Origin of the sequence: Kitasatospora terrestris, assembly GCF_039542905.1 — a bacterium.
In the GTDB taxonomy this organism is placed as follows: Bacteria; Actinomycetota; Actinomycetes; order Streptomycetales; family Streptomycetaceae; genus Kitasatospora; species Kitasatospora terrestris.
In genome coordinates this window covers 4,963,462-4,984,445 of the sequence record NZ_BAABIS010000001.1, presented here as the reverse complement: position 1 = coordinate 4,984,445, position 20,984 = coordinate 4,963,462, and the positions used below count along the sequence as shown (strand labels likewise).

Here is a 20,984-nt window from a genome sequence, read left to right as displayed (position 1 = left end):
GTGTTTGCTGGTCTGCCCAGCTTTTCCACGTCTGCTCCGGTCGGGCCCTGTCGGGCGGGTGGTCGGGTTGGTGATCAGGCCGGTGGCGGGTGGGCGGCGTCGAACAGATCGGTGAGCGCGTGTTGCCAGGGCCAGTGGTCGGGCAGGTGGAGCGTCAGCCTGCGGGCCGAGCGGGCGATGCGGGCCGGGACGTGGATCAGGTGGGCCCGCAGGGTCGCGGTGGTGGCTCTCGCGTGGAAGGTCCCGGCGAGGGATCCGGCGGCTCGCAGCAGGTTGTGGGCGATGGCCCACAGGGTCAGCCACGCGTTGTTCGCCTGGAAGTTCCCGGAGGGCAGGTGGGCCAGGGCCGATCCCTTGCCGTCCGCGATGACCTGCTCGATCGTGGCGTGCTGCCGGTGGTGGAGTTCGGCCTGGAGCGTGGCGAAGGGGCTGTCGGTGAACACCGGGTGGTAGCGCCAGGCGGTGAACAGCTCGCCCTGCCCGGCAGCCGTTTCGGCGTTCAGGCGGCGGACCCGGCGCACGATCAGCCGGGCAGTGGTGTGCTCGGTCTTCCTGCGGCCGGTGAACGCCGTGTAGGTGATCTCGGCGACCTCGGCGTCGGAGACCAGCTCGCCGGTGTCCGGGTCGACGAACGCCTCGGGGTATCGGATCGGCGTCCAAGCGTCCTCGCCGATCGCGCTGATCGCGGCGGCGACGTGGGGGTTCATCCGCACCGTCACGGAGAAGTGCGCTCTCGCGCGGCGGCAGGCGGCCACCACGTCGGCGTTGTAGAACTGGCTGTCCGCGCGGACGATCACGGTTCCGCCCGCCCCGGCCTGGCGGGCGGCCGCCAGGGCCTCGCTCGTGAACGGTCCGGCGCCGCGGGCGTCGGCCGCTTTGCCCCGCCGCAGGCGGACCGCCGCGACCACCGGGCGGGCCGTCGGTGTGCTGAGGGTGGCCAGGATCGGGTGCAGGGTGCGCACGCCCTTGAACCGGCCGACCTCGGCACCCTGCTTGGCGCGTCCGTAGACCCGCCGGTGGGTGGGGTCGACGTCCACGAACGCCACCCGGTCCAGGCCGGGCAGCAGCGGGGTGTCCCGTGCGAGACGGGCGAGGAAGTCCCGGTGCACCGCATGGAGTTGCCGGTTGTGCCCGTGCGTGAACGCGCGCAGGAACGTGCCCAGCGTGGAGGGCGCGCGCACCCCGCCGAACAGCCGGCCCATCGCGCCGTGCCGCAGCCGGCCGGTGTCGTCGATCGAGTCGGCCCCGGCGCACATCGCCGCGACCAGCGTCATCACCTTCGCAGCCGGGTTGGCACCGCCGCTGTTGCCCGCACCGTCGAGCCTCAGCCTGTCTTCGACCAGTCCGGGAAGCCCGACCCGCTCGGCCAGCCGGACCAGCGGGACGAGCCCCGCGTCCGCGACCAGGTTCGGCTCGTCGAACGCGGCGGTGAGCGCGGCGGAGCTGTGGGAGGATTTCACTTACGAGGTGCCTTGCTGGTTGGGCCGGACGGAAGCGTAGAGAACTCCCATCCTCCCAGCTCAGCAGGCACCTCTCTGCGTCAGCCCGTCCCCACCTCAGTCACAGCCCGGTGGATCCGGGCTCAGTACTGGGCGGCGGCCATCGCGGCGCCGACGATGCCCGCGTCGTTGCGCAGCAGCGCCGGAACGACCTCCGCCGTGCGGTCCTTGAGCAGCGGCAGGAACTTGTCGTGCTTGCGGCTGACCCCGCCGCCGATGATCAGCAGCTGCGGGGAGAAGAGCATCTCGACCAGGTCGAGGTACTCGTCGACGCGGCCGGCCCAGTCGGCCCAGCTGAGGTCGTGGCGCTCCTTGGCGGCCGAGGAGGCCCGGCGCTCGGCGTCCTTGCCGCGCAGTTCGAGGTGGCCGAGCTCGGTGTTGGGGACGAGCACCCCGTCGGAGAAGAGCGCGCTGCCGATGCCGGTGCCGAAGGTGAGGACCAGGACCACGCCGCCGCGGCCGCGGCCGGCGCCGTGGGTCATCTCGGCGACGCCGGCCGCGTCCGCGTCGTTGAGGACGGTGGCGGGCAGGCCGAGGGTGTCGGAGAAGAGCGCGGCGGCGTCCCGGCCGATCCAGCCCTTGTCGACGTTGGCGGCGGTACGGGTCCGCCCGTCGACGACCACGCCGGGGAAGGTCAGGCCGACCGGCCCGCGGTGGTCGAAGCTGCGGACCACCTCCTGGACGGCCGCCGCCACCGCCTCGGGACCCGAGGGGTGCGGGGTGAGCACCTTCAGCCGCTCCTGGGCCAGGGCCCCGGCCTCGAGGTCGACCGGGGCCCCCTTGATGCCCGAACCGCCGATGTCCACGCCGAATACCGTCGTCATCTGCCGCTGCCCTCCGTTGCGCGCGGTCGTCGTCCACAGCCTGTGCACAACGCTACGGGCGGGGATTCGCGCCCGCAGCCCGATAGCTGAAGCAGTACGGCCCGGAACATCCGGAACAGCACGACGCCCGGCCCCTGGGGTCGGGGCCGGGCGTCGTGGACGGCGGGTCAGAGCTTGCCGGCGGCCTCCGCGCGCAGGTCGCGGCGGAGCTCCTTGGGCAGCGAGAAGGTCAGGTGCTCCTCGGCGGTCTTCACGGTCTCGACGGTGTCGTAGCCGCGCGCGGCGAGGAACTCCAGCACGCCGTCGACCAGCACCTCGGGGACGGAGGCGCCGCTGGTCAGGCCGACCGTGGTGACGCCGTCCAGCCAGGCCTCGTCGATCTCCTCGGCGAAGTCGACCAGGTGGGCGGCCTTGGCGCCGTACTCGAGGCCGACCTCGACCAGCCGGACCGAGTTGGAGGAGTTCTTGGAGCCGACCACGATCAGCAGGTCGGCCTCGGGGGCCAGCTGCTTGACCGCGACCTGGCGGTTCTGGGTGGCGTAGCAGATGTCGTCGCTGGGCGGGCTGACCAGCAGCGGGAAGCGCTTCTTCAGCTCGCCGACGGTCTCCATGGTCTCGTCCACGGAGAGGGTGGTCTGGGAGAGCCAGACGACCTTGGACTCGTCGCGGACCTGCACGTTGGCCACGTCCTCGGCACCGTCCACCAGGTGGATGCGGTCCGGGGCCTCGCCCATCGTGCCGATGACCTCCTCGTGGCCCTCGTGGCCGACGAGCAGGATGTCGTAGTCCTCGTCGGCGAAGCGGACGGCCTCCTTGTGCACCTTGGTGACGAGGGGGCAGGTGGCGTCGACGGTGGCGAGCTTGCCGACCCGGGCCTCGTCGTGCACGGACGGCGCGACGCCGTGCGCGGAGAACACCACGATCGAGCCCTCGGGCACCTCCTCCGTCTCGTCGACGAAGATCGCGCCCTTCTTCTCCAGGGTCTGCACGACGTACTTGTTGTGGACGATCTGCTTGCGGACGTAGATCGGCGCCCCGTACTGCTCCAGGGCCTTCTCCACGGCGATCACGGCGCGGTCGACGCCCGCGCAGTAGCCCCGGGGGGCGGCGAGCAGGACACGGCGCTGAGCACTGGTGGACATGGCTCCATCGTACGGGCGCCGGTCCGGGCTGCCGACGCGCCCGGCCCGCGTGGCCCTCCGGCGCGGCGCGGCGGCGGTGGTCGAATGGGGAGAATGAGCGATCGATCGGAAGCCGGGGCCCTGCGGCGCAGCCTGGGCGTGCGCGACCTGATGGTGTACGGCCTGCTGTTCATCGCGCCGATGGCCCCGGTCGGGGTGTTCGGGGTGCTGGACGCCAAGAGCGGCGGCGCGGTCGCGGCGGTGTACCTGCTGGCGACCGTGGCGATGGGCCTCACCGCGTGGTCGTACGCCCGGATGGTGCGCGCGGTGCCGCAGACCGGCTCGGTGTTCGCGTACGCGCGGGCGGGGCTCGGGGAGGGGCCGGGGTTCGTCGCGGGGTGGATGGCGATGCTGGACTACCTGCTGATCCCGGCGGTGGCGTACCTGTTCTCCGGGATCGCGCTGAACTCGCTGGTGCCCGGGGTCTCCCGGTGGGTGTGGACGGCGCTGGCGGTGGTGGTGACCACCGGGCTCAACCTGGTCGGGGTGCGGACGGCGGCGGCGGTCGGGTTCGCGGTGCTGGCGATGGAGATCGCGGTGCTGGCGGTGTTCCTGGTGGCGGCCGCCGTGGAGCTCCTGCGGCACGGCTCGGCTCGGGACTGGCTGTCCCCGGTGGAGGGCGTCGGCGGCTTCTCGCTGACCGCGGTGGTGTCGGCGGTCTCGGTCGCGGTGCTCTCGTACCTGGGTTTCGACGCGATCGCCTCGTTCGTCGAGGAGGCGGTGGGCGCGTCGGCGGCGGTCGCCCGGGCGCTGCTGTGGTGCCTGGCGCTGGCGGGCTTGCTGTTCGTGGCGCAGACCTGGCTGGCGGCGCTGCTGGAGCCGCTGTCGCCCGCCGAGCTGGCGGCGGACCCGGCGCAGCAGGGGTCGGCGTTCTACGACACGGTGGAGACGGGCGTCGGGCACTGGCTGCACGTGCTGATCGCGGCGAGCAAGGCGATCGGGGCGGCGTTCGCGGCGCTCGCCGGGCAGGCGGCGGCCGGGCGGCTGGTGTACGCGATGGGAAGGGACGGGCGGCTGCCGCGCTTCCTGGGCGCGGTCGACCCGGTGTCGGCGGTGCCGCGCCGGGCCCTGCTCACCACGGCCGCGGTCACCATGGCGGCGGCGGTCTGGGCGGCGAGCCGCGACGACGGGCTGGACCGGCTGACCAGCGTGGTGAACGTGGGCGCGCTGACCGCGTTCGCCCTGCTGCACGCCTCGGTGATCGGGTGGTATGTGGTCCGGCAGGGCGCGCGGCCGTGGTGGCGCCACACGGTGGTGCCGGTGCTGGGCATCGCGGTGATCGTCTGGGTGCTGGTGGAGGCCTCGTCCACCGCCCTGCTGGTCGGGGCCCTGTGGCTGCTGGTCGGGCTGGCGGTGCTGCTGGCGCAGTCGCGGCGGGCTGACGGGGTCAGGCCGTAGCCTCGTCCCCATGGCCAACACGAGCTCGCCCGAAGCCCCGGTACCGGTGGGGAAGGTCTCCGCGCTGATCGGCGGGTGGATCGACCGGCTCGGGGAGGTGTGGGTGGAGGGGCAGATCGCCCAGCTGAACCGGCGGCCCGGGGCGGGCATGGTGTTCCTGACGCTGCGCGACCCGGAGCGGGACGTCTCGCTGACCGTCACGTGCTTCCGCTCGGTCTTCGACCAGGTCGCGGAGGCCGTCCAGGAGGGCTCGCGGATCATCGTCCACGCCAAGCCGGAGTGGTACACCGCGCGCGGCACGCTCTCGCTGCGGGCGACCGAGATCCGGCTGGTGGGGCTGGGCGAACTGCTGGCCCGGCTGGAGCAGTTGAAGCGCCGACTGTTCGAGGAGGGCCTGTTCGAGCCGGCCCGCAAGCGGTCGCTGCCGTTCCTGCCGGACCGGATCGGCCTGGTGACCGGCCGCGGTTCGGCGGCCGAGCGCGACGTGCTGGAGAACGCCCGCCGCCGCTGGCCGGCGGTCCGCTTCGAGGTCCGCAACGTGCTGGTGCAGGGCCCCAGCGCGGCGGGCCAGGTCGCCGCGGCGGTACGGGAGCTGGACGGCCACCCGGAGGTGGACGTGATCGTCGTGGCCCGCGGCGGCGGCAGCGTGGAGGACCTGCTGCCGTTCTCCGACGAGGAGTTGATCCGGACGGTGGCCGCCGCGACCACCCCGGTGGTCAGTGCGATCGGGCACGAGCCGGACCAGCCGCTGCTGGACTTCGTCGCGGACCTGCGGGCGTCCACCCCGACCGACGCGGCCAAGCGGGTGGTGCCGGACGTCGGCGAGGAGCTGGCCCGGGTGCACCAGCTGCGCGACCGGGCGCGCCGGGCGGTCGGGCACCGGGTGGAGCGGGAGCTGGCCGGGCTGGCCGCGCTGCGCAGCCGGCCCGCGCTCGCGGCGCCGCAGCAGGCCCTGGTGGCGCGCGGCGAGGAGCTGGAGGCGCTGCTCGGCCGGGCCCGGCGGGTGCTCGGGCACCGGCTGGACCACGCGCAGACGGACCTGGGCCATGCGCTGGCCCGGGTGGTGGCGCTGTCGCCGCTGGCGACGCTGGAGCGCGGCTACGCGGTGCTGCAGAAGGCGGACGGCGAGGTGGTGACCGACCCGGCGCGGGTGGCGGCGGGCGAGACGCTGCACGCCCGGGTGGCGGGCGGCGGGTTCGACGTCACGGCGGCTGCTCCGGACGGCGGCTGAGCGGCTCGCGGGCGTCCCGCGGCCGGCCGCGCTCGGCGTTGGCGCGGCGCAGTTCGGCGTGGACGTCGGCGAGCAGCCGCAGCAGGACGGCGCTGGTCTGGGCGGAGGTCAGCTCGGCCAGGGCGCGGGCCTCGCGCTGCTGGGCGCCGCCCAGGTAGCGGCGCAGCCGGGCGATGGCGTACCCGGTGCCGGCCAGGCCGGCGACGGCCAGGCAGCAGAGGACGGCGGCAGGCAGGATTTCCCGCATTACGTGCTCGCTTTCGCGATCGGTCGGGGTGGGGGGTGAGCGTACTCCCGACGGAAAGATCACCTGGAGAATTGCGGAAAATTGCCGGGATTTCGCGCCGGACGCCCGGGGTTCGAGCCCCCGGCGGCGGCTCGCGGGCGGGCGCTGCGGCCGATCGGGGGGCATTTTCGGGGAATCGCTTGCCGTCGGGCACAACGGCTCGTAGCGTGACGCCTCCCCTTTCCCGGAGGTTCCCATGGAAGTGAGACCTTCCCTAGTCGAGGCCGCGAAGTCCGGGGACAGCGAGGCCTGGGCACAGCTCTATCTCGCTTATCACGGCGTGGTGTTGGCGTTCCTGATCCGGCGGACCGGAAATCGCGTCCTGGCCGAGGATCTCGCCCAGGACACTTTTGTCAGGGCAATGGCGGGAATTCACGGTTTCCGCTGGACCGGCAAGGACATCGGCGCGTGGATGGTGACCATCGCGCGCAATGTGATGCTCGACCACGACAAACGCCGCTCCACCCGCCGGGAGTCGGCGGTGGCGACGGTCGCCGACACCGACTCCGGCGTGCGGGTGGAGGAGGCGGTGCTGGCGGCGGTCGACGCCGACCGGGTCTGGGCGGCGCTGGAGTCGCTGAACGACCGGCAGCGCACCGTGCTCACCATGCGGTACTGGGAAGAGCTGAGCTCCCACGAGATCGCCGACCGGATCGGCCTGCGGGTGGGCGCCGTGAAGACCCTCACCTACCGGGCCCGGGCCAACCTGCGGCACGCCCTCGGCGACAAGTGACCCGGCGTCAGCCCTCGAGCGGCCGGGTGCGGGAGAGCGCCGTGGAGTGCTCGTGGAAGCCGAGGCTGCGGTAGAGCGCCTCGCCGCCGTCGCTGGCGTGCAGGTCGATCCTGGTGGCCCGGTGGGCGTCGAACCAGGCGAGCAGGGCCTCGGTGCAGGCGCGGGCGTAGCCGCGCGAGCGCTGCCCGGGGTCGGTGCAGATGTTGAAGACGAAGCCGAAGAGCCCGTCCGGGTGGCCGGGCGCGGGCAGTCGGCGCTCCAGGGTGCCGACCGCGCAGGACGCCAGCCGGCCCGGGTCGGCGGGGTCGTCCACCACGAACGCGGCCAGGGTCCGCACGGGCTCGGCCAGCCGGGCCCGGAGCTCCGCCTCGGCGGTGGCCCGCCAGGGGCCGTGGTCCTCGGCGCCGGTCATCGCGGCGAACATCAGGCCGCGCAGGCGGACCAGCTCGGGCGCGTCGGCGGGCCGGGCGGGGCGCACCGGGGTCGGGCGCGGCACCGCGGCGCGGGCCGGAACGGGGCGTTCGGGGGTCATGGCGCGCAGGATAGGCGCGGCCCGTGCCGGGCGCAGCGGGTTTTGTCGGCGACAGGCCCTACGCTGGGCGCCATGGCTGATCAGGGCAACGGCGAGGTCACCGGTACGGCGCCGGGGGCGGACGACGCGCTCGGCTACGAGCAGGCGCGGGACGAACTGCTGGAGGTGGTGCGGCGGTTGGAGACCGGCGGTACCTCGCTGGAGGAGTCGCTGGCGCTCTGGGAGCGCGGCGAGCGGCTGGCGAAGGTGTGCCAGCGCTGGCTGGACGGCGCCCGGGCCCGGCTGGACGCAGCGCTGGCGGCGGAGGGGGCGGACGGCGACCCGCAGGCCCGGCCGTGACGGAGTGGCTGTGATGCGTATCACTTGTCCGCACGGAATGGTTTAACGTTCACCCACTGTTGGAAGCGGGTGTGCGGCACCAATGCCGCCATCCGAATTCAGCATGAGGTAGGACATCATGACCCTGGCTCTCGACGCCGCCGCTCAGGACCTGCTCTTCCGTGAGGCCCGCACGGCCAACACGTTCACCGACGAGCCCGTCACCGACGAGCAGGTCCAGGCGATCTACGACCTGGTCAAGTTCGGCCCGACCGCCATGAACGCCCAGCCGCTGCGCGTGGTGCTGGTCCGCACCCCGGAGGCCCGCGAGCGCCTGGTCAACCTGATGAGCGACGGCAACAAGGAGAAGACCGCCAGCGCCCCGCTGGTGGCCATCCTGGCCGTGGACAACGAGTTCCACGAGGAGCTGCCGACCCAGTTCCCGCACTTCCCGGGCGCCAAGGACATGCTCTCCGACCGCGCCGGCCGTGAGCCGATGGCCGCGATGAACGCCGCCCTGCAGGCCGGCTACTTCATCATCGGCGTCCGCGCCGCCGGCCTGGCCGCCGGCCCGATGGCCGGTTACGACGCCGCGGGCATCGACAAGGAGTTCTTCGGCGACGGCGAGCACACCGTCCTCGCCGTGGTGAACATCGGCAAGCCCGGCGAGAACGCCTGGTTCCCGCGCGGCCCGCGCCTGGCCTACGACGAGGTCGTCACCACCGTCTGACCGGACGGCGACGGCGAAGGGCCCCCGCTCCGGCGGGGGCCCTTCTCGCGTCCTGCGACCGGGAGGGCTACTTGAGCGCCTCGGCGAGCTGCGCCAGCTCCTCGTACGTCGCGGTGCCGGTGACCACCGTGGTGCCGGTGGTGCCGGCCGGGTGGGTCAGGCCGCGGTAGCGCTCACCCTTGAAGCGCGGCCACTCCTGGCCGGCCACCGTGGAGCTGCCGTCGGCGGTGAAGCCGGGCACCTTGTCGGCGAGCAGCGCGTCCCGGTCGACCGCGCTCTGCTCGACGGCCGCGTACTGCCCGGACGGGGTGACGAAGCCCAGGTGCCAGACCTCGTGGCCGTTCTTGTCCGCGCGGTACTCGACCGACGTCGCCCGCCACTGGTCGGAGAGCCCCTGCGGACCGAGCACCGGGAACGGCGCGGCCCGCTTCGCCGAGGCGAGCGCGCTCCGGTAGTCGACCGTGTGGACGCCGTCGCCCGCCGAGTGCGGGAGGAAGACGAAGCCCACGGCCGCGACGCCGCCTACCGCCAGCATCGACAGGATCATGTCCCGTACGGTCTGCCGGCCTCTCTTGCTGCTGTTGCCTGCCACCCGGCCCATGGTAGGCGGGCTTACCCGGGGCCCTGCGCCCGGGACCCGGCGGCCGGCCGGCCGGGAGGTGCGCCACAGACACCCGTCCGGTGGGCGGATACGATCGCACCACCCTCACCACGGCGTTCGACGCAGGCAGTAGTCGGGCGCTCACAGGCCGTCGCGTACAGAGAGGTAACGACGATGACCGCGCAGTACCCGCACAACCTCCCCAGCTCCCTCGAGGTCGCTCCGGAGGCCCCGGACCGCAACCTCGCCCTCGAACTGGTCCGCGTCACCGAGGCCGCCGCGATGGCGGCGGGCCGCTGGGTCGGCCGCGGCGACAAGAACGGCGCCGACGGCGCGGCCGTGAAGGCCATGCGCACCCTGGTCTCGACCGTCTCGATGAACGGCGTGGTCGTCATCGGCGAGGGCGAGAAGGACGAAGCGCCGATGCTCTACAACGGCGAGCGGGTCGGCGACGGCACCGGCGCGGAGTGCGACGTGGCGGTGGACCCGGTGGACGGCACCACGCTGACCGCCAAGGGCATGCACAACGCCGTCGCCGTGCTCGCGGTGGCCGACCGCGGCACCATGTTCGACCCCAGCGCGGTGTTCTACATGGACAAGCTGGTGACCGGCCCGGAGGCGGCCGACTTCGTCGACATCACCGCCCCGACCGCGGTCAACATCCGCCGGGTCGCCAAGGCCAAGGGCATCGCCGTCGAGGACGTCACCGTGGTGGTGCTGGACCGCCCGCGCCACGAGGGCCTGGTCCGGGAGATCCGCGAGGCCGGCGCGCGCATCAAGTACATCTCCGACGGCGACGTGGCCGGCGCCATCATGGCGGCCCGCGAGGGCACCGGCGTCGACCTGCTGATGGGCGTCGGCGGCACCCCCGAGGGCATCATCGCGGCCTGCGCCATGAAATGCATGGGCGGCGTGATCCAGGGCCGGCTGTGGCCGAAGGACGAGGCCGAGCGGCAGAAGGCGCTGGACGCCGGGCACGACCTGGACCGCGTCCTGACCACCAACGACCTGGTCAGCGGCGAGAACGTGTTCTTCGTGGCCACCGGCATCACCGACGGCGAGCTGCTCCGCGGCGTGCACTACCGCCAGGAGACCGCCACCACCAGCTCCCTGGTGATGCGCTCCAAGAGCGGCACGATCCGCGAGGTCCACGCCACCCACCGGCTGTCGAAGCTGCGGGCGTACAGCGCGATCGACTTCGACCGGGCGAACTAGCCCCGGCCCCCCGCCACGGCCCGCCCCGCGCCCCTCAGCCGGCTATCCGGCGGGGCTCGGCGGCGAGCCGGCGGGAGTCCCGGAGTTCGAGGTCGCGGCGCCGGCGGCGGGTGAGGACGACCCTGCGCTCGGCCGCGGTGAGACCGCCCCAGACGCCGTACGGCTCCGGCTGCGCGAGCGCGTGCTCGCGGCACTCCAGCAGCACCGGGCAGCGCGCGCAGACCCGCTTCGCCTGCTCCTCCCGGGCCAGCCGGGCCGCCGTCGGCTCCTTGGAGGGGGCGAAGAACAGCCCCGCCTCGTCGCTGCGGCAGGCCGCACCGGTGTGCCAGGGGTCGTCCTCCACCGCGGCGGCGCGGGGGGTGCTGGACTCGATGGGATGCAGCACGGCGTACTCCTGACTGACCAGGGACATGGCTTGGCATGGCACGGGGAAGTGTGCGAGGGGAACTACCCCGCGGTATCCCGATTCATGCACACCGCACGCAACCGACTACGCAGTGCACTCGACGCAACGCCGAGTGCCCGCGCGGGAATTGACGGAGCGCAGGATTCCGCCGCCCGGCCGCCGACCGGCGCCGTCAGCCGTCGAGCTGCTTGCGCACCCACTCCTTGAGCTTCTTGCCCCGGCGCGGCCGCGCGCTGCAGCCGCCGAACACCGCGCCGCCCTTGATCCGCACCACCGGCGCGTACGGGTCCGGCGAGGTCTGCTCCTTGACGTCGAAGCCGCCGAAGATGCCGACGCCGCTGCCGTGCAGCGAGACGTTCTCCGGCACCTTGATGTCCACGCCGCCGAAGACCGCGGCCACCTCGATCACCACCTCGGGCGACTCGAAGACGGCGTCGGTGAGGTCGATGTCCACCCCGCCGAAGACGGCGATCGCGCGCAGGTGCGAGCCGACCCGCCAGCGGCCCTTGCGGGTGGCGCCGCCGAACACCGCGACCATGGACGGGGACTCGGTGCGGGCCGGGGGCAGCTGGGTGCTCCCGCCGAGCGGCGGCTTCTCCATCGACGGGCGCGGGGTCCCGCCGGCCACCGGCAGGTCGCGGGTGAGCGGGACGAGATCGCCGAAGGTCTTGGCGCCGTAGGCCGCCTCGATCCGCTCGGCGTGCTCGTCGACGGTCAGCCGGCCCTCGGCGTAGGCGTCCCGGAGCAGTTCGGCGACCCGCTCGCGGTCGGCGTCGGAGCAGCGCAGGTCCGCCTCGGCGACGGGGGCGGACTCGGGCCGGGTCACGGCCTTGTTCATCGGTACGGGCTCGCGGCCCTCGGTGCCCGGGCCGTCCTGGGCTGCAGCGTTGTCCACGTCACACAGCCTATCCAGGCCCACCCGGCACCGAACGGCAGTTCGGCGGATTGGGCGTGACCCCTGTCACGCAGGCCCACCTGGCCGCCGGGCACCGACCGGGTGCACCTACCCTGGAGGGTGCTTCGTCGACGCAGCTGACAGAACTGAGGATCTCCCCCATGGCTCCCACGCCAGAGTTCGCCTACAGCGACCTGCTCCCGCTCGGTGCCGACCCGACGCCGTACCGGAAGATCACCTCCGAGGGCGTCTCGACCTTCGAGGCCGGCGGTCGCACGTTCCTCCAGGTGGAGCCCGAGGCGCTGCGGCTGCTCACCGCCGAGGCGATGCACGACATCTCGCACTACCTGCGCCCCGCGCACCTCGCCCAGCTGCGCCGCATCCTGGACGACCCGGAGGCCAGCCCGAACGACCGCTTCGTGGCGCTGGACCTGCTGAAGAACGTCAACATCTCGGCCGGCGGCATCCTCCCGATGTGCCAGGACACCGGCACCGCGATCGTGATGGGCAAGCGCGGCCAGAACGTGCTCACCTCCGGCCAGGACGAGTCCGCGATCGCCCGCGGCGTGTACGACGCGTACACCAAGCTCAACCTGCGCTACTCCCAGATGGCCCCGGTGACCATGTGGGACGAGAAGAACACCGGCAACAACCTGCCGGCCCAGATCGAGCTGTACGCCACCGACGGCGACGCGTACAAGTTCCTCTTCATGGCCAAGGGCGGCGGCTCGGCCAACAAGTCGTACCTGTACCAGGAGACCAAGGCGATCCTCAACGAGTCGTCGATGCTCTCCTTCCTGGAGCAGAAGATCCGCTCGCTGGGCACCGCGGCCTGCCCGCCGTACCACCTGGCGATCGTGGTCGGCGGCACCAGCGCCGAGTTCGCGCTGAAGACCGCCAAGTACGCCTCGGCGCACTACCTGGACAACCTGCCGACCGGCGGCGACGCGAAGACCGGCCACGGCTTCCGCGACCTGGAGCTGGAGCAGAAGGTCTTCGAGCTGACCCAGAAGATCGGCATCGGCGCGCAGTTCGGCGGCAAGTACTTCTGCCACGACGTGCGGGTGATCCGCCTGCCGCGGCACGGCGCCTCGCTGCCGGTCGCGATGGCGGTCTCCTGCTCCGCCGACCGCCAGGCGCTGGGCAAGATCACCGCCGAGGGCGTCTTCCTGGAGCAGCTGGAGACCGAGCCGGCCAAGTACCTGCCGGAGACCACCGACGCCCACCTCGACGGCGAGGTGGTCCGGGTCGACCTGAACCAGCCGATGAGCGAGATCCGGGCGCAGCTGTCCAAGTACCCGGTGAAGACCCGCCTCTCGCTGTCCGGCACCCTGGTGGTGGCGCGCGACATCGCGCACGCCAAGATCAAGGAGCGGCTGGACGCCGGCCAGGGCATGCCGCAGTACATGAAGGACCACCCGGTGTACTACGCGGGCCCGGCAAAGACCCCCGAGGGCTTCGCCTCCGGCTCCTTCGGCCCGACCACGGCCGGCCGGATGGACTCCTACGTGGACCAGTTCCAGGCGGCCGGCGGCTCGATGGTGATGCTCGCCAAGGGCAACCGCTCCAAGCAGGTCACCCAGGCCTGCGGCACCCACGGCGGCTTCTACCTCGGCTCGATCGGCGGACCCGCCGCGCGCCTGGCCCAGGACTGCATCAAGAAGGTCGAGGTGCTCGAGTACCCCGAGCTCGGTATGGAGGCGGTCTGGCGGATCGAGGTCGAGGACTTCCCCGCGTTCATCGTGGTGGACGACAAGGGCAACGACTTCTTCGCCGAGGTCACCGACGGCCCGCTGATCACCAGCCTGCGGGTGCGCTCGGCCGAGTAGGCCCCGCGAACGACGAATGCCCCGGTCCGTGCGGACCGGGGCATTCGGTGCGTCGGGTCACGGGCGGCTGGTGATGTTGCCGAGCGGCTCGAAGACCTCGTCGTTCTTGGGCTCCTCGGTGGCCGGCTCGACGGTCGGCTCGGGGTCGGCGGCCAGCAGTTCGAGCGCCTGCTCGATCGCGTTCGGGTCGACCGGGGTCGCGCTGTGCTCGGTGGGCACGGTCTCGGCAGCAACCGGGGTGGTGGTCTCGTCGGCCATGGCTTGGGCCGCCTTTCGGGTCATCAGATCGAACGGCCCGGAAGGATCCTCCTGGGCGCCCGGACAGTATCGTAGGGACCGTTAAATGTCCTATAAACGATCCACGCCCTTTCCTGTTCGTGGATGTTTGCGCGCGGTCTCATAGGCTGGACACTTCACGGGCGGACCAGCCATCACATCGGGGGAGGACATGGAGCATCAGGGGACACCGTCCACCGACGCACTGCGGTTCCAGGTGCTCGGCCCGGTGCAGGCCTGGCACGGCGAAAGGGCACTGGCCCTCGGCTCGCCGCAGCAACAGGCCGTGCTGACCGCACTGCTGCTCAGCCACGGCCGCCCGGTCACCACCGACGACCTGGTCGACGGCATCTGGGGCGAGCGCACCCCGCCGCAGGCACTGGCCGCACTGCGCACGTACGTCTCCCGCCTGCGCACCGTCATCGAACCGAACCGCGAGACCCGCAAGCCGGCCGAGATCCTGGTCTCGGTCTCCGACGGGTACGCGCTGCGGATCCCGGCGCAGTCGCTGGACCTCGCCAGCTTCGAGCGGCAGGTCGCCGAGGCCGCCGACGCCAAGTCGGCGGGCGACTACCGCGGTTCGCACGACCTCCTGCTCTCCGCCCTGGCACTGTGGCGCGGCAAACCGCTGCCCGGGGTGCCCGGCCCGTACGCGGAGGCGCAGCGCAACCGGCTGGCCGAGCGTCAGATCGCGGTCGCCGAGGAGCGCTGCGCCGTGGCACTGGAGATCGGCCTGCATGCCGAGGTGGTCTCCGAGCTGAGCGCGCTGTGCGCCGCGCAGCCGCTGCGCGAGCGGCTGCGCGAGCTGCTGATGCTGGCGCTGTACCGCTGCGGCCGACAGGCCGAGTCGCTGGGTGTCTACGCGGACACCCGCAAGCTGCTGATCGAGGAGCTCGGGGTCGAGCCCGGCAGCGGGCTGGCCGCGATGCACGCCCGGATCCTGGCCGGCGACCCGACGCTGATGCCGACCGCGGCGGCCGCGCCGCGCGGCGAGGTCGAGGAGTCGGCCGCTTTCGTGCCGCCCGCCCAACTGCCGGCGGACGTATCCGACTTCAGCGGGCGATCCAAGATCGTTCATGAGCTGCGGGACGTCCTGCGAGCCGGCTCCGGGCAGGCCGTGGTGGTCACCTCGCTGGCCGGCATCGGCGGCGTCGGCAAGACCACCCTGGCGGTGCACGTCGCCCACGGTCTGCGCCCGGACTTCCCGGACGGCCAGCTGTACGTGGACCTGCGCGGCGCGGGCGAGTCGCCCGCCGAACCGGCCGTGGTGCTAGGTGACTTCCTGCACGCGCTCGGCGTGACGGACACCCCCGACTCGCTCGACCAGCGCGCTGCGCTGTACCGCTCGCTGCTGGCCGACAAGCGGATGCTGATCCTGCTCGACAACGCCAGGGACGCCCGGCAACTGCTGCCGCTGATCCCCGGGGTCTCCGGCAACGCCGTGATGGTCACCAGCCGCTCCCGGCTGGCGGAGATCCCCGGCGCGCACCTGATCGACATCGAGGAGCTCACCCCGGACGAGGCGCTGGCACTGTTCTCGGCCATCGTCGGGATCGAACGGGTGGCCGCCGAACCGGAGGCCGCGCTGGCCGTGGTCACCGCGTGCGGCTTCCTCCCGCTCGCCGTCCGGATCGCCGCCGCACGCCTCGCCAGCCGGCCGCGCTGGAGCGTCTCGGACCTCGCGCGGCGGTTAGCGGACCAGCGGAACCGGCTCCAAGAACTCCAGCTCGGCAATCTGGCCGTGGAGACCACCATCGGTCTCGGCTACGGCCAGCTGCAGCCGGAGGAGGCTCGGGCGTTCCGCCTGCTCTCCGTCGTCGACTCGCCCGACCTGCCGCTGTCGGCCGTCGCCGCGTTGCTCGGCACCGAGGAACGCGCGGCCGAGGACCTGGCCGAGGCGCTGGTCGAGGCCAACATGCTGGAGTGCTTCACCCCGGGCCGTTACCGCTACCACGACCTGCTGCGGCTGTACGCGCAGCGGCAGAACGAGCGCCTCGGGGACACCGCCGAACAGCAGGCCGCCCTGCTGCGGCTGCTCGACCTGCTGCTCGCCACCTTGCAGAACGCCGCCCGGGTGCTCGAACCGGACGACGAGCTGAGCGAGCTGCTGCACGACTCGACCACCGCGGGTCTGCGGCTCGCGGACAGCACCTCCGCCCGGGACTGGCTGCGGTCCGAACTCGCGCTCCTGCTCAGCGCGGTGGAGCGGGCCGTCGACGGCCCGCCGGCCCTGCTGCGGCCGGGGGTCGACGTGGTGCTGGTGCTGCGCGCGCTGGTCGAGGACCCGACGCTGAGCCCGCGGATCGGCAACGCCCTGCGCACCGCGGCCTCCGGCGCCCAGACGCAGCGCGACACCGACGCGCTGGCCCGGATCCGGTACGCGCTGGGCCACGTCCAGCAGATGACCGGCGAGCTCACCGAGGCGGAGGCCTCGCTGCGACAGAGCCTCGGCCTCCAGGCACCGGACGACCTCACCCACCTGCGGGCGTCGGTCGCCAACGAGCTGGCCGTCGTCCTGGACCTGGCCGGCCGGACCGACGAGGCGCTGCCGTTCTACCAGCAGGCGCACGAGATCAGCCGGGCGCTGGGCGCCTCCATCGGCGAGGCCCGGCTGCTGGGCAACATGGCCCGGGCGTACGTCGGGCTGGGCCGGCACGCGGAGGCGGTGGAGTCGGCGCGGGCCGCCGTGGCGGTGGCCCGGACCGCCGGCAACACGCCGTGCCTGGCGGACACCCTGTACCAGCTGGGCGTGGTGCTGAGAGCCACCGGTTCGACGGCGGAGGCGGCGCGCGCGCTGCGCGAGGCGCACGGACTGTTCCAGTCGCAGCAGTTGAGGTTCTGGGAGGGCTACGCGCTGGCCCGGCTGGCAGCCTGCCTGCTGGACGAGGGCCAGCACCCGCAGGCGGCGGAGGCCGCCGAGGAGTCGCTGTCCATCGCCCAGGAGATCGACGCGGCCTACTGCCAGGGGCTGGCCAACGCGGCGCTCGGCGAGGCGCTGCTGGCGCTCGGGCAGCCGGCCCGCGGCCTGGCGTGCCTGAGCGAGGCGCACGCGGTCTTCACCCGGCTCGGTGTGCCCGAGGCCCTCCCCGTGCAGAGCCTCATCTCCGATCAGCACACCGAGCCCACCGCTCCCCCCGCGCCGTAGCCGCCTCTCCCCCCGGACCGGCGGCCTTCCCCCCTCGGTGCGTCGGCGTTCCCGCAGCCCCCCGGCTGCGGGAACGCCCTGACGCTTCCCCGGCGCTGAGGAAGACTCTGCCAGGTCCCGATTGACGTTCGATAAACGTCGCCGTACGCACCGTCGCCAAGGACGTCCGCGCAGGTCGGCGCGGTTCCCGGGAGTGCGCGCCATGCGGCGCGAAACGGCTCCGCTCACCACCCCGTCCGCACCCCGCGCTTCCACCGTCCGGTGGGATTGGCCCCATGGGTCACGAGTTGGCCGGAAAGGTGCCCCATCCGCCGGAGATCACGCATATTCTCGAAGGCCGGTACACCCGGCGAAGGGCGATCGACGTCTGACCCGTCTGAAGAACAGGGCAGCCCGTGCGCGACCATCGAAAACCCCTCGCGGGCCAGCCGCCGACCGTCCCGGTCCAGCGGCACCCGGCGTCGCAGGACGGCCCGACCGACCGCCCGCCCGCGTCGGACCGGCCCCGGCTGGCGGAGCGGCTCACCCGCCTGGACACCGCCGCCCGGCGGATCAACAGCTCGCTCGACCTCGCCACCACCCTGCGCAACCTCGGCCGCGTGCTCGTCCCGGCACTCGCCGACGCCCTGGTCGTCCAGCTGCGCGACCCGCTGCCCAACGTCGAACTCGCCACCGGCGAACCGGCCGCGCTGCGCGTCCACCACACCCAGGGCACCCGGCTCGGCCGCCGCTCCCGGCTCCGCCCGGTCGACCCCGGCGGGCCGCTCGCCCGCGCCCTGCGGCTGCGCCTGCCCACCGGCCCGGTGGTGCTCGGCCGGCCCGGCGCCGACCCGCACCGACCGCTCCTCACCGAACTCCTCGGCGCCCGCGGCCTCGGCCGGCTGCCCGCCGGCACGGCGCTGCTCGCCCTCCCGCTGCACGGGCGGGACACCGCCCTCGGCATGCTGCTGCTGGTCCGCCGCCCCGGCAAGGAGGGCCCGGCCGGCTTCGACGGCACCGACACCGCCACGGCCGGCCACCTCGCCACCCAGGCCGGGCTGGCCGTCGACACCGCGCTGCGCTACACCCGCGAGTGGGAGATCGCCGACCAGCTCCAGCGCTCCATGCTGCCCGCGCACCTCCCGCAGCCGCACGGCGTGCGCCTGGCGCACCGCTACCTGCCCGGCGAGCGCGGGGCGCAGGTCGGCGGCGACTGGTACGACTCCATCCCGCTGCCCGGCAACCGGGTCGCCCTGATCGTCGGCGACGTGATGGGCCACTCACTCACCTCGGCCGCCGTGATGGGCCAGCTGCGCACCAGCGCGCAGACCCTCGCCGGGCTCGACCTGCCACCGCACGAGGTCCTCTACCACCTCGACGAGCAGGCCCAACGCCTGGGCCGGGAACAGCACTTGGCGACCTGCGTGTACGCGGTCTACGACCCGATCGGCAACCGGGTGACGGTCGCCAACGCCGGGCACGTCCCGCCCGTGCTGGTCCGCCCCGACGGCGGCGCCGAACTGCTCGACCTGCCGGCCGGCGCCCCGATCGGCGTCGGCGGCGTCGACTTCGCCTCCGTCGAGCTGCCCGCGCCGCCCGGCTCCGCGCTGCTGCTGTTCACCGACGGGCTGGTGGAGACCCGGCGGCGCTCGCTCACCACCGGTCTCGAACTGCTGCGCGCCCGGCTCGCCGGCGCGCACGCGCACTCCCCCGAGCACCTGTGCCAGGAGGCGCTGCGGATCCTGCCGTCCGGCGACCGCGGCGACGACATCGCGCTGCTCGCCGCCGCCTTCGACGGCATCCCGGCCGAGGACGTCGCCTACTGGTACCTCCAGCCCCGGCACGAGACGCCCGGCCGGGCCCGCCGGCTGGCCGCCCACGCGTTGCGCCGCTGGGGGCTGGAACACCTCACCGAGAAGACCGAGTTGATGGTCAGCGAGCTGGTCACCAACGCGATCCAGCACGCCACCCGGCCGGTCACCCTGCGGCTGGTGCGCACCTCGCTGCTGCGCTGCGAGGTCGGCGACGACAACGCGGCCCTGCCCCGCCCCCGCCGGGCCGCGCCCGACGACGAGCGCGGCCGCGGCCTGCAGATCGTGGCCCGCTGTGCGGACCGCTGGGGCGCCACCCGGCTGGGCGCCGGCAAGGTGGTGTGGTTCGAGCAGCGCCTGCCGCGGCCGGGCCCGGGGGCCTGAGCGGCCGCCCGACGCGATCCGGAGGAGCCGGCCTAGCGGAACCTGCGGTCGGTGCGGGCGAGTTGGTGGAGAGCGAGCAGCACGTCGGGGCCGAGGACGGCCTCGGCGAGGACGGGCAGGCCGCGCAGCCGCAGCACGGCGCGCAGGACGTCGGCGTGGTGCAGCAGGCGCAGCGCCTCGGCGTACTCGTCGGCGTCGGCGGGCGCGGCCGCGTGCCAGGTCAGCAGCAGCGCCTTGACCACGGTGAACATCATCCGTCGGCCGCGCACCAGTTCGGCCCGGGTGTTCAGGCCGAACACCTCGATGGTGGCCGCTCCCTTCGGGGTGAGCGGGTCGTAGTCGCCGGAGGCCAGGTAGAGCCGCAGGTGGTCGGCCGGGTCCTCGCGGGACGGGTCGACCAGCAGCTGTTCGCCGGTGTCCGGGTCGCGCGGGAAGCGGTCGCGTTTCTGGTTGCTGTTGCAGTGGGCGCAGGCCAGCAGGTGGTTCTGCCAGTCGAAGGTGCGCAGCGGCGCCTGGGCGATCGGCTCGAAGTGGTCGATGTCGGTGCCCAGGTTGTCGCCGCAGTACATGCAGCGTTCCAGTCCGGGTGCCATCTGGCGCAGCATCAGCCGCAGTTGGGCCTTCTGCCGGACGGCCTTGTGCCAGGCGGCGCGGCCGGTCGCGGTGTTGGGGCCCGCGGTGTGGATGGCGGCGGTGTGGCGGGCGAGTTCGGCGGCGAGGTGCGGCTGCAGGCGCGGCCGCTGCAGCGGGATCACGGCTCTCTGCCGAGCAGCCGGGCGGCGACCTCGTCCGCGCGGGCGCCGAGCGAGGAGTTCAGTTTGGCGCCCAGCTCGCGGTACTCGGCGAGTTCGGCGTCCGAGGCCTGCCCGGTGTACAGCTTGCGTTCGAGGCGGACCAGCAGGCGGCGCTCCGCCTCGGCGGCCGGCGAGTAGCTGCTCGGCAGACCGAAGAGGTCGGAGACGGCGGTGTCGTCGCCGCTGCCGTAGAGGATCCGCTGGTGCAGGTCCTCGTCGAGGCGGTACGGGGCGCGGCCGGAGTCGGCGGACGGCAGGTGGACCAGCGCGCCGGGGTCGGCCGCCTGGCAGACGTACGGGCTGTGCGCGGCGACGATGAACTGGGCCTGCGGGAAGTGGCCGGTCAGCCAGCCGCCGATGCGCTGCTGCCAGGCGGGGTGCAGGTGGGCGTCGACGTCGTCGATCAGGATCGGGACGTCGGCGGGGGCGGCCGCGGCGACCGCGGAGGCGAGCAGGGCGAGGGCGGCGGTGCCCGCGCCGAGGTCGGCGAGCGGCACCTCCAGGCCGTCGCGGACCACGTACCGGCGGACCGGGTCGGAGACCTGCCAGCCGGGCGGCAGGATGCCGTCGGCGAGCAGCGCGGGGACGAGCGGGGCGCCGGGCCGGGCGGTGACGTAGTGGGCGCGGCGCAGCCGGGTGGAGGAGGCGGTGGACAGCCGCCAGCGCGGGGCCCCGTCGACCTCGACCACGGCGTCCGGCTGCCCGGGGGCGAGCCAGCGGGCGGCGGCGACCGGCGGATGCGCGCCGAGGGCCAGCGCGAGCGCTTTCAGCAGGGTGGTCTTCCCGGCGCCGGCCGGGCCGGCCAGCACCGTCCAGCCCGGTTCGCCGTCCAGCGCGAGGTCCACCTCCCGCGGCCCGGCGAAGCACTTGAGCCCGGCAACCCTGACCCGCGACACGTACACGGCCCACCCCCGTCG

General features: G+C 73.4%; 20 protein-coding genes. 9 read left to right on the top strand and 11 right to left on the bottom strand.

Annotation, left to right across the window (positions count from 1 at the left end; translation table 11 throughout):
* Window positions 1-74: 74 nt before the first annotated feature.
* The 3 genes from ABEB06_RS23055 to ABEB06_RS23045 all read right to left on the bottom strand — a co-directional run bounded on the left by ABEB06_RS23055 (window position 75) and on the right by ABEB06_RS23045 (window position 3,465).
* The gene (locus tag ABEB06_RS23055) at window positions 75-1,460 is read right to left on the bottom strand and encodes an IS1380 family transposase (RefSeq protein ID WP_345696755.1); all 1,386 of its coding nucleotides are present in this window, start codon (window positions 1,458-1,460) and stop codon (window positions 75-77) included.
* A gap of 122 nt (window positions 1,461-1,582) precedes the next feature.
* Window positions 1,583-2,323, bottom strand: a complete 741-nt coding sequence (ppgK, locus tag ABEB06_RS23050) for a polyphosphate--glucose phosphotransferase (RefSeq protein WP_345698783.1) — start codon at window positions 2,321-2,323, stop codon at window positions 1,583-1,585.
* A 167-nt stretch (window positions 2,324-2,490) separates the two neighbouring features.
* Complete coding sequence (locus ABEB06_RS23045; RefSeq protein WP_345698782.1) at window positions 2,491-3,465, bottom strand: 4-hydroxy-3-methylbut-2-enyl diphosphate reductase; 975 nt, start codon at window positions 3,463-3,465, stop codon at window positions 2,491-2,493.
* 84 nt (window positions 3,466-3,549) lie between these two features.
* Between ABEB06_RS23045 and ABEB06_RS23040 the strand changes: the two genes are divergently transcribed.
* Both ABEB06_RS23040 and xseA read left to right on the top strand, forming a co-directional pair.
* Entirely contained in the window at window positions 3,550-4,902 is a 1,353-nt protein-coding gene (locus ABEB06_RS23040; protein WP_345698781.1) for an APC family permease, read from the top strand.
* Between the two features lie 10 nt (window positions 4,903-4,912).
* Complete coding sequence (gene xseA / locus ABEB06_RS23035) at window positions 4,913-6,133, top strand: exodeoxyribonuclease VII large subunit (protein ID WP_345698780.1); 1,221 nt, start codon at window positions 4,913-4,915, stop codon at window positions 6,131-6,133.
* On the opposite strand, the gene ABEB06_RS23030 is transcribed toward xseA, so the two are convergent.
* A complete protein-coding gene (locus tag ABEB06_RS23030) occupies window positions 6,105-6,380 on the bottom strand; it encodes a hypothetical protein (protein ID WP_345698779.1) in 276 nt (91 codons plus the stop codon). The two genes, xseA and ABEB06_RS23030, sit on opposite strands and share 29 nt — an antisense overlap.
* A 235-nt stretch (window positions 6,381-6,615) precedes the next feature.
* Between ABEB06_RS23030 and ABEB06_RS23025 the strand changes: the two genes are divergently transcribed.
* Entirely contained in the window at window positions 6,616-7,152 is a 537-nt protein-coding gene (locus tag ABEB06_RS23025; protein WP_345698778.1) for an RNA polymerase sigma factor, read from the top strand.
* Between the two features lie 7 nt (window positions 7,153-7,159).
* Here ABEB06_RS23025 and ABEB06_RS23020 read toward each other — a convergent pair whose 3' ends face one another.
* Window positions 7,160-7,684 (bottom strand): GNAT family N-acetyltransferase, encoded by a 525-nt coding sequence (locus ABEB06_RS23020; protein WP_345698777.1) that lies wholly within the window; start codon window positions 7,682-7,684, stop codon window positions 7,160-7,162.
* A 72-nt stretch (window positions 7,685-7,756) separates the two neighbouring features.
* On the opposite strand from ABEB06_RS23020, the gene ABEB06_RS23015 reads away from it, so the two are divergent.
* Window positions 7,757-8,023 carry an exodeoxyribonuclease VII small subunit gene (locus ABEB06_RS23015; protein WP_345698776.1) on the top strand — a complete coding sequence of 89 codons (267 nt, stop codon included), beginning with the start codon at window positions 7,757-7,759 and terminating at the stop codon, window positions 8,021-8,023.
* Between the two features lie 118 nt (window positions 8,024-8,141).
* On the top strand, window positions 8,142-8,732 hold the full coding sequence (locus tag ABEB06_RS23010) for a malonic semialdehyde reductase (RefSeq protein ID WP_345698775.1): 591 nt from the start codon (window positions 8,142-8,144) through the stop codon (window positions 8,730-8,732).
* Window positions 8,733-8,799: 67 nt separating this feature from the next.
* Here ABEB06_RS23010 and ABEB06_RS23005 read toward each other — a convergent pair whose 3' ends face one another.
* Window positions 8,800-9,324, bottom strand: a complete 525-nt coding sequence (locus tag ABEB06_RS23005) for a DUF4245 domain-containing protein (protein ID WP_345698774.1) — start codon at window positions 9,322-9,324, stop codon at window positions 8,800-8,802.
* A 183-nt stretch (window positions 9,325-9,507) separates the two neighbouring features.
* On the opposite strand from ABEB06_RS23005, the gene glpX reads away from it, so the two are divergent.
* Window positions 9,508-10,548: a class II fructose-bisphosphatase gene (glpX, locus tag ABEB06_RS23000; RefSeq protein ID WP_345698773.1), complete on the top strand. Its 1,041-nt coding sequence runs from the start codon at window positions 9,508-9,510 to the stop codon at window positions 10,546-10,548.
* 34 nt (window positions 10,549-10,582) lie between these two features.
* On the opposite strand, the gene ABEB06_RS22995 is transcribed toward glpX, so the two are convergent.
* On the bottom strand, window positions 10,583-10,960 hold the full coding sequence (locus ABEB06_RS22995; protein WP_345698772.1) for a WhiB family transcriptional regulator: 378 nt from the start codon (window positions 10,958-10,960) through the stop codon (window positions 10,583-10,585).
* Between the two features lie 166 nt (window positions 10,961-11,126).
* Entirely contained in the window at window positions 11,127-11,849 is a 723-nt protein-coding gene (locus tag ABEB06_RS22990; protein ID WP_425559677.1) for a DUF1707 SHOCT-like domain-containing protein, read from the bottom strand.
* A 161-nt stretch (window positions 11,850-12,010) separates the two neighbouring features.
* On the opposite strand from ABEB06_RS22990, the gene ABEB06_RS22985 reads away from it, so the two are divergent.
* Window positions 12,011-13,678, top strand: coding sequence for a fumarate hydratase (locus ABEB06_RS22985; RefSeq protein WP_345698771.1), 1,668 nt, complete (start codon window positions 12,011-12,013; stop codon window positions 13,676-13,678).
* Window positions 13,679-13,735: 57 nt separating this feature from the next.
* On the opposite strand, the gene ABEB06_RS22980 is transcribed toward ABEB06_RS22985, so the two are convergent.
* The gene (locus tag ABEB06_RS22980; protein WP_345698770.1) at window positions 13,736-13,936 is read right to left on the bottom strand and encodes a hypothetical protein; all 201 of its coding nucleotides are present in this window, start codon (window positions 13,934-13,936) and stop codon (window positions 13,736-13,738) included.
* 190 nt (window positions 13,937-14,126) lie between these two features.
* Between ABEB06_RS22980 and ABEB06_RS22975 the strand changes: the two genes are divergently transcribed.
* On the top strand, window positions 14,127-17,099 hold the full coding sequence (locus ABEB06_RS22975; RefSeq protein ID WP_345698769.1) for an AfsR/SARP family transcriptional regulator: 2,973 nt from the start codon (window positions 14,127-14,129) through the stop codon (window positions 17,097-17,099).
* Window positions 17,100-17,494: 395 nt separating this feature from the next.
* Entirely contained in the window at window positions 17,495-19,273 is a 1,779-nt protein-coding gene (locus ABEB06_RS22970; RefSeq protein ID WP_345698768.1) for an ATP-binding SpoIIE family protein phosphatase, read from the top strand.
* Between the two features lie 32 nt (window positions 19,274-19,305).
* On the opposite strand, the gene ABEB06_RS22965 is transcribed toward ABEB06_RS22970, so the two are convergent.
* Window positions 19,306-20,028 carry an HNH endonuclease gene (locus ABEB06_RS22965; RefSeq protein WP_345698767.1) on the bottom strand — a complete coding sequence of 241 codons (723 nt, stop codon included), beginning with the start codon at window positions 20,026-20,028 and terminating at the stop codon, window positions 19,306-19,308.
* Window positions 20,025-20,963, bottom strand: coding sequence for an AAA family ATPase (locus ABEB06_RS22960; protein ID WP_345698766.1), 939 nt, complete (start codon window positions 20,961-20,963; stop codon window positions 20,025-20,027). Before ABEB06_RS22960 ends, ABEB06_RS22965 begins: the two co-directional genes overlap by 4 nt.
* Between the last annotated feature and the right edge of the window lie 21 nt (window positions 20,964-20,984).

Bases quoted from the DNA above. Each gene is read 5' to 3' on its own strand.
- ABEB06_RS23020 (WP_345698777.1), bottom strand. From the start codon at position 7,684: ATGACCCCCGAACGCCCCGTTCCGGCCCGCGCCGCGGTGCCGCGCCCG.
- ABEB06_RS22980 (WP_345698770.1), bottom strand. From the start codon at position 13,936: ATGGCCGACGAGACCACCACCCCGGTTGCTGCCGAGACCGTGCCCACC.
- ppgK (WP_345698783.1), bottom strand. From the start codon at position 2,323: ATGACGACGGTATTCGGCGTGGACATCGGCGGTTCGGGCATCAAGGGG.
- ABEB06_RS23040 (WP_345698781.1), top strand. From the start codon at position 3,550: ATGGGGAGAATGAGCGATCGATCGGAAGCCGGGGCCCTGCGGCGCAGC.
- ABEB06_RS22975 (WP_345698769.1), top strand. From the start codon at position 14,127: ATGGAGCATCAGGGGACACCGTCCACCGACGCACTGCGGTTCCAGGTG.
- ABEB06_RS22995 (WP_345698772.1), bottom strand. From the start codon at position 10,960: ATGTCCCTGGTCAGTCAGGAGTACGCCGTGCTGCATCCCATCGAGTCC.
- ABEB06_RS23025 (WP_345698778.1), top strand. From the start codon at position 6,616: ATGGAAGTGAGACCTTCCCTAGTCGAGGCCGCGAAGTCCGGGGACAGC.
- xseA (WP_345698780.1), top strand. From the start codon at position 4,913: ATGGCCAACACGAGCTCGCCCGAAGCCCCGGTACCGGTGGGGAAGGTC.
- ABEB06_RS23045 (WP_345698782.1), bottom strand. From the start codon at position 3,465: ATGTCCACCAGTGCTCAGCGCCGTGTCCTGCTCGCCGCCCCCCGGGGC.
- ABEB06_RS23030 (WP_345698779.1), bottom strand. From the start codon at position 6,380: ATGCGGGAAATCCTGCCTGCCGCCGTCCTCTGCTGCCTGGCCGTCGCC.
- glpX (WP_345698773.1), top strand. From the start codon at position 9,508: ATGACCGCGCAGTACCCGCACAACCTCCCCAGCTCCCTCGAGGTCGCT.
- ABEB06_RS23015 (WP_345698776.1), top strand. From the start codon at position 7,757: ATGGCTGATCAGGGCAACGGCGAGGTCACCGGTACGGCGCCGGGGGCG.
- ABEB06_RS22985 (WP_345698771.1), top strand. From the start codon at position 12,011: ATGGCTCCCACGCCAGAGTTCGCCTACAGCGACCTGCTCCCGCTCGGT.
- ABEB06_RS23010 (WP_345698775.1), top strand. From the start codon at position 8,142: ATGACCCTGGCTCTCGACGCCGCCGCTCAGGACCTGCTCTTCCGTGAG.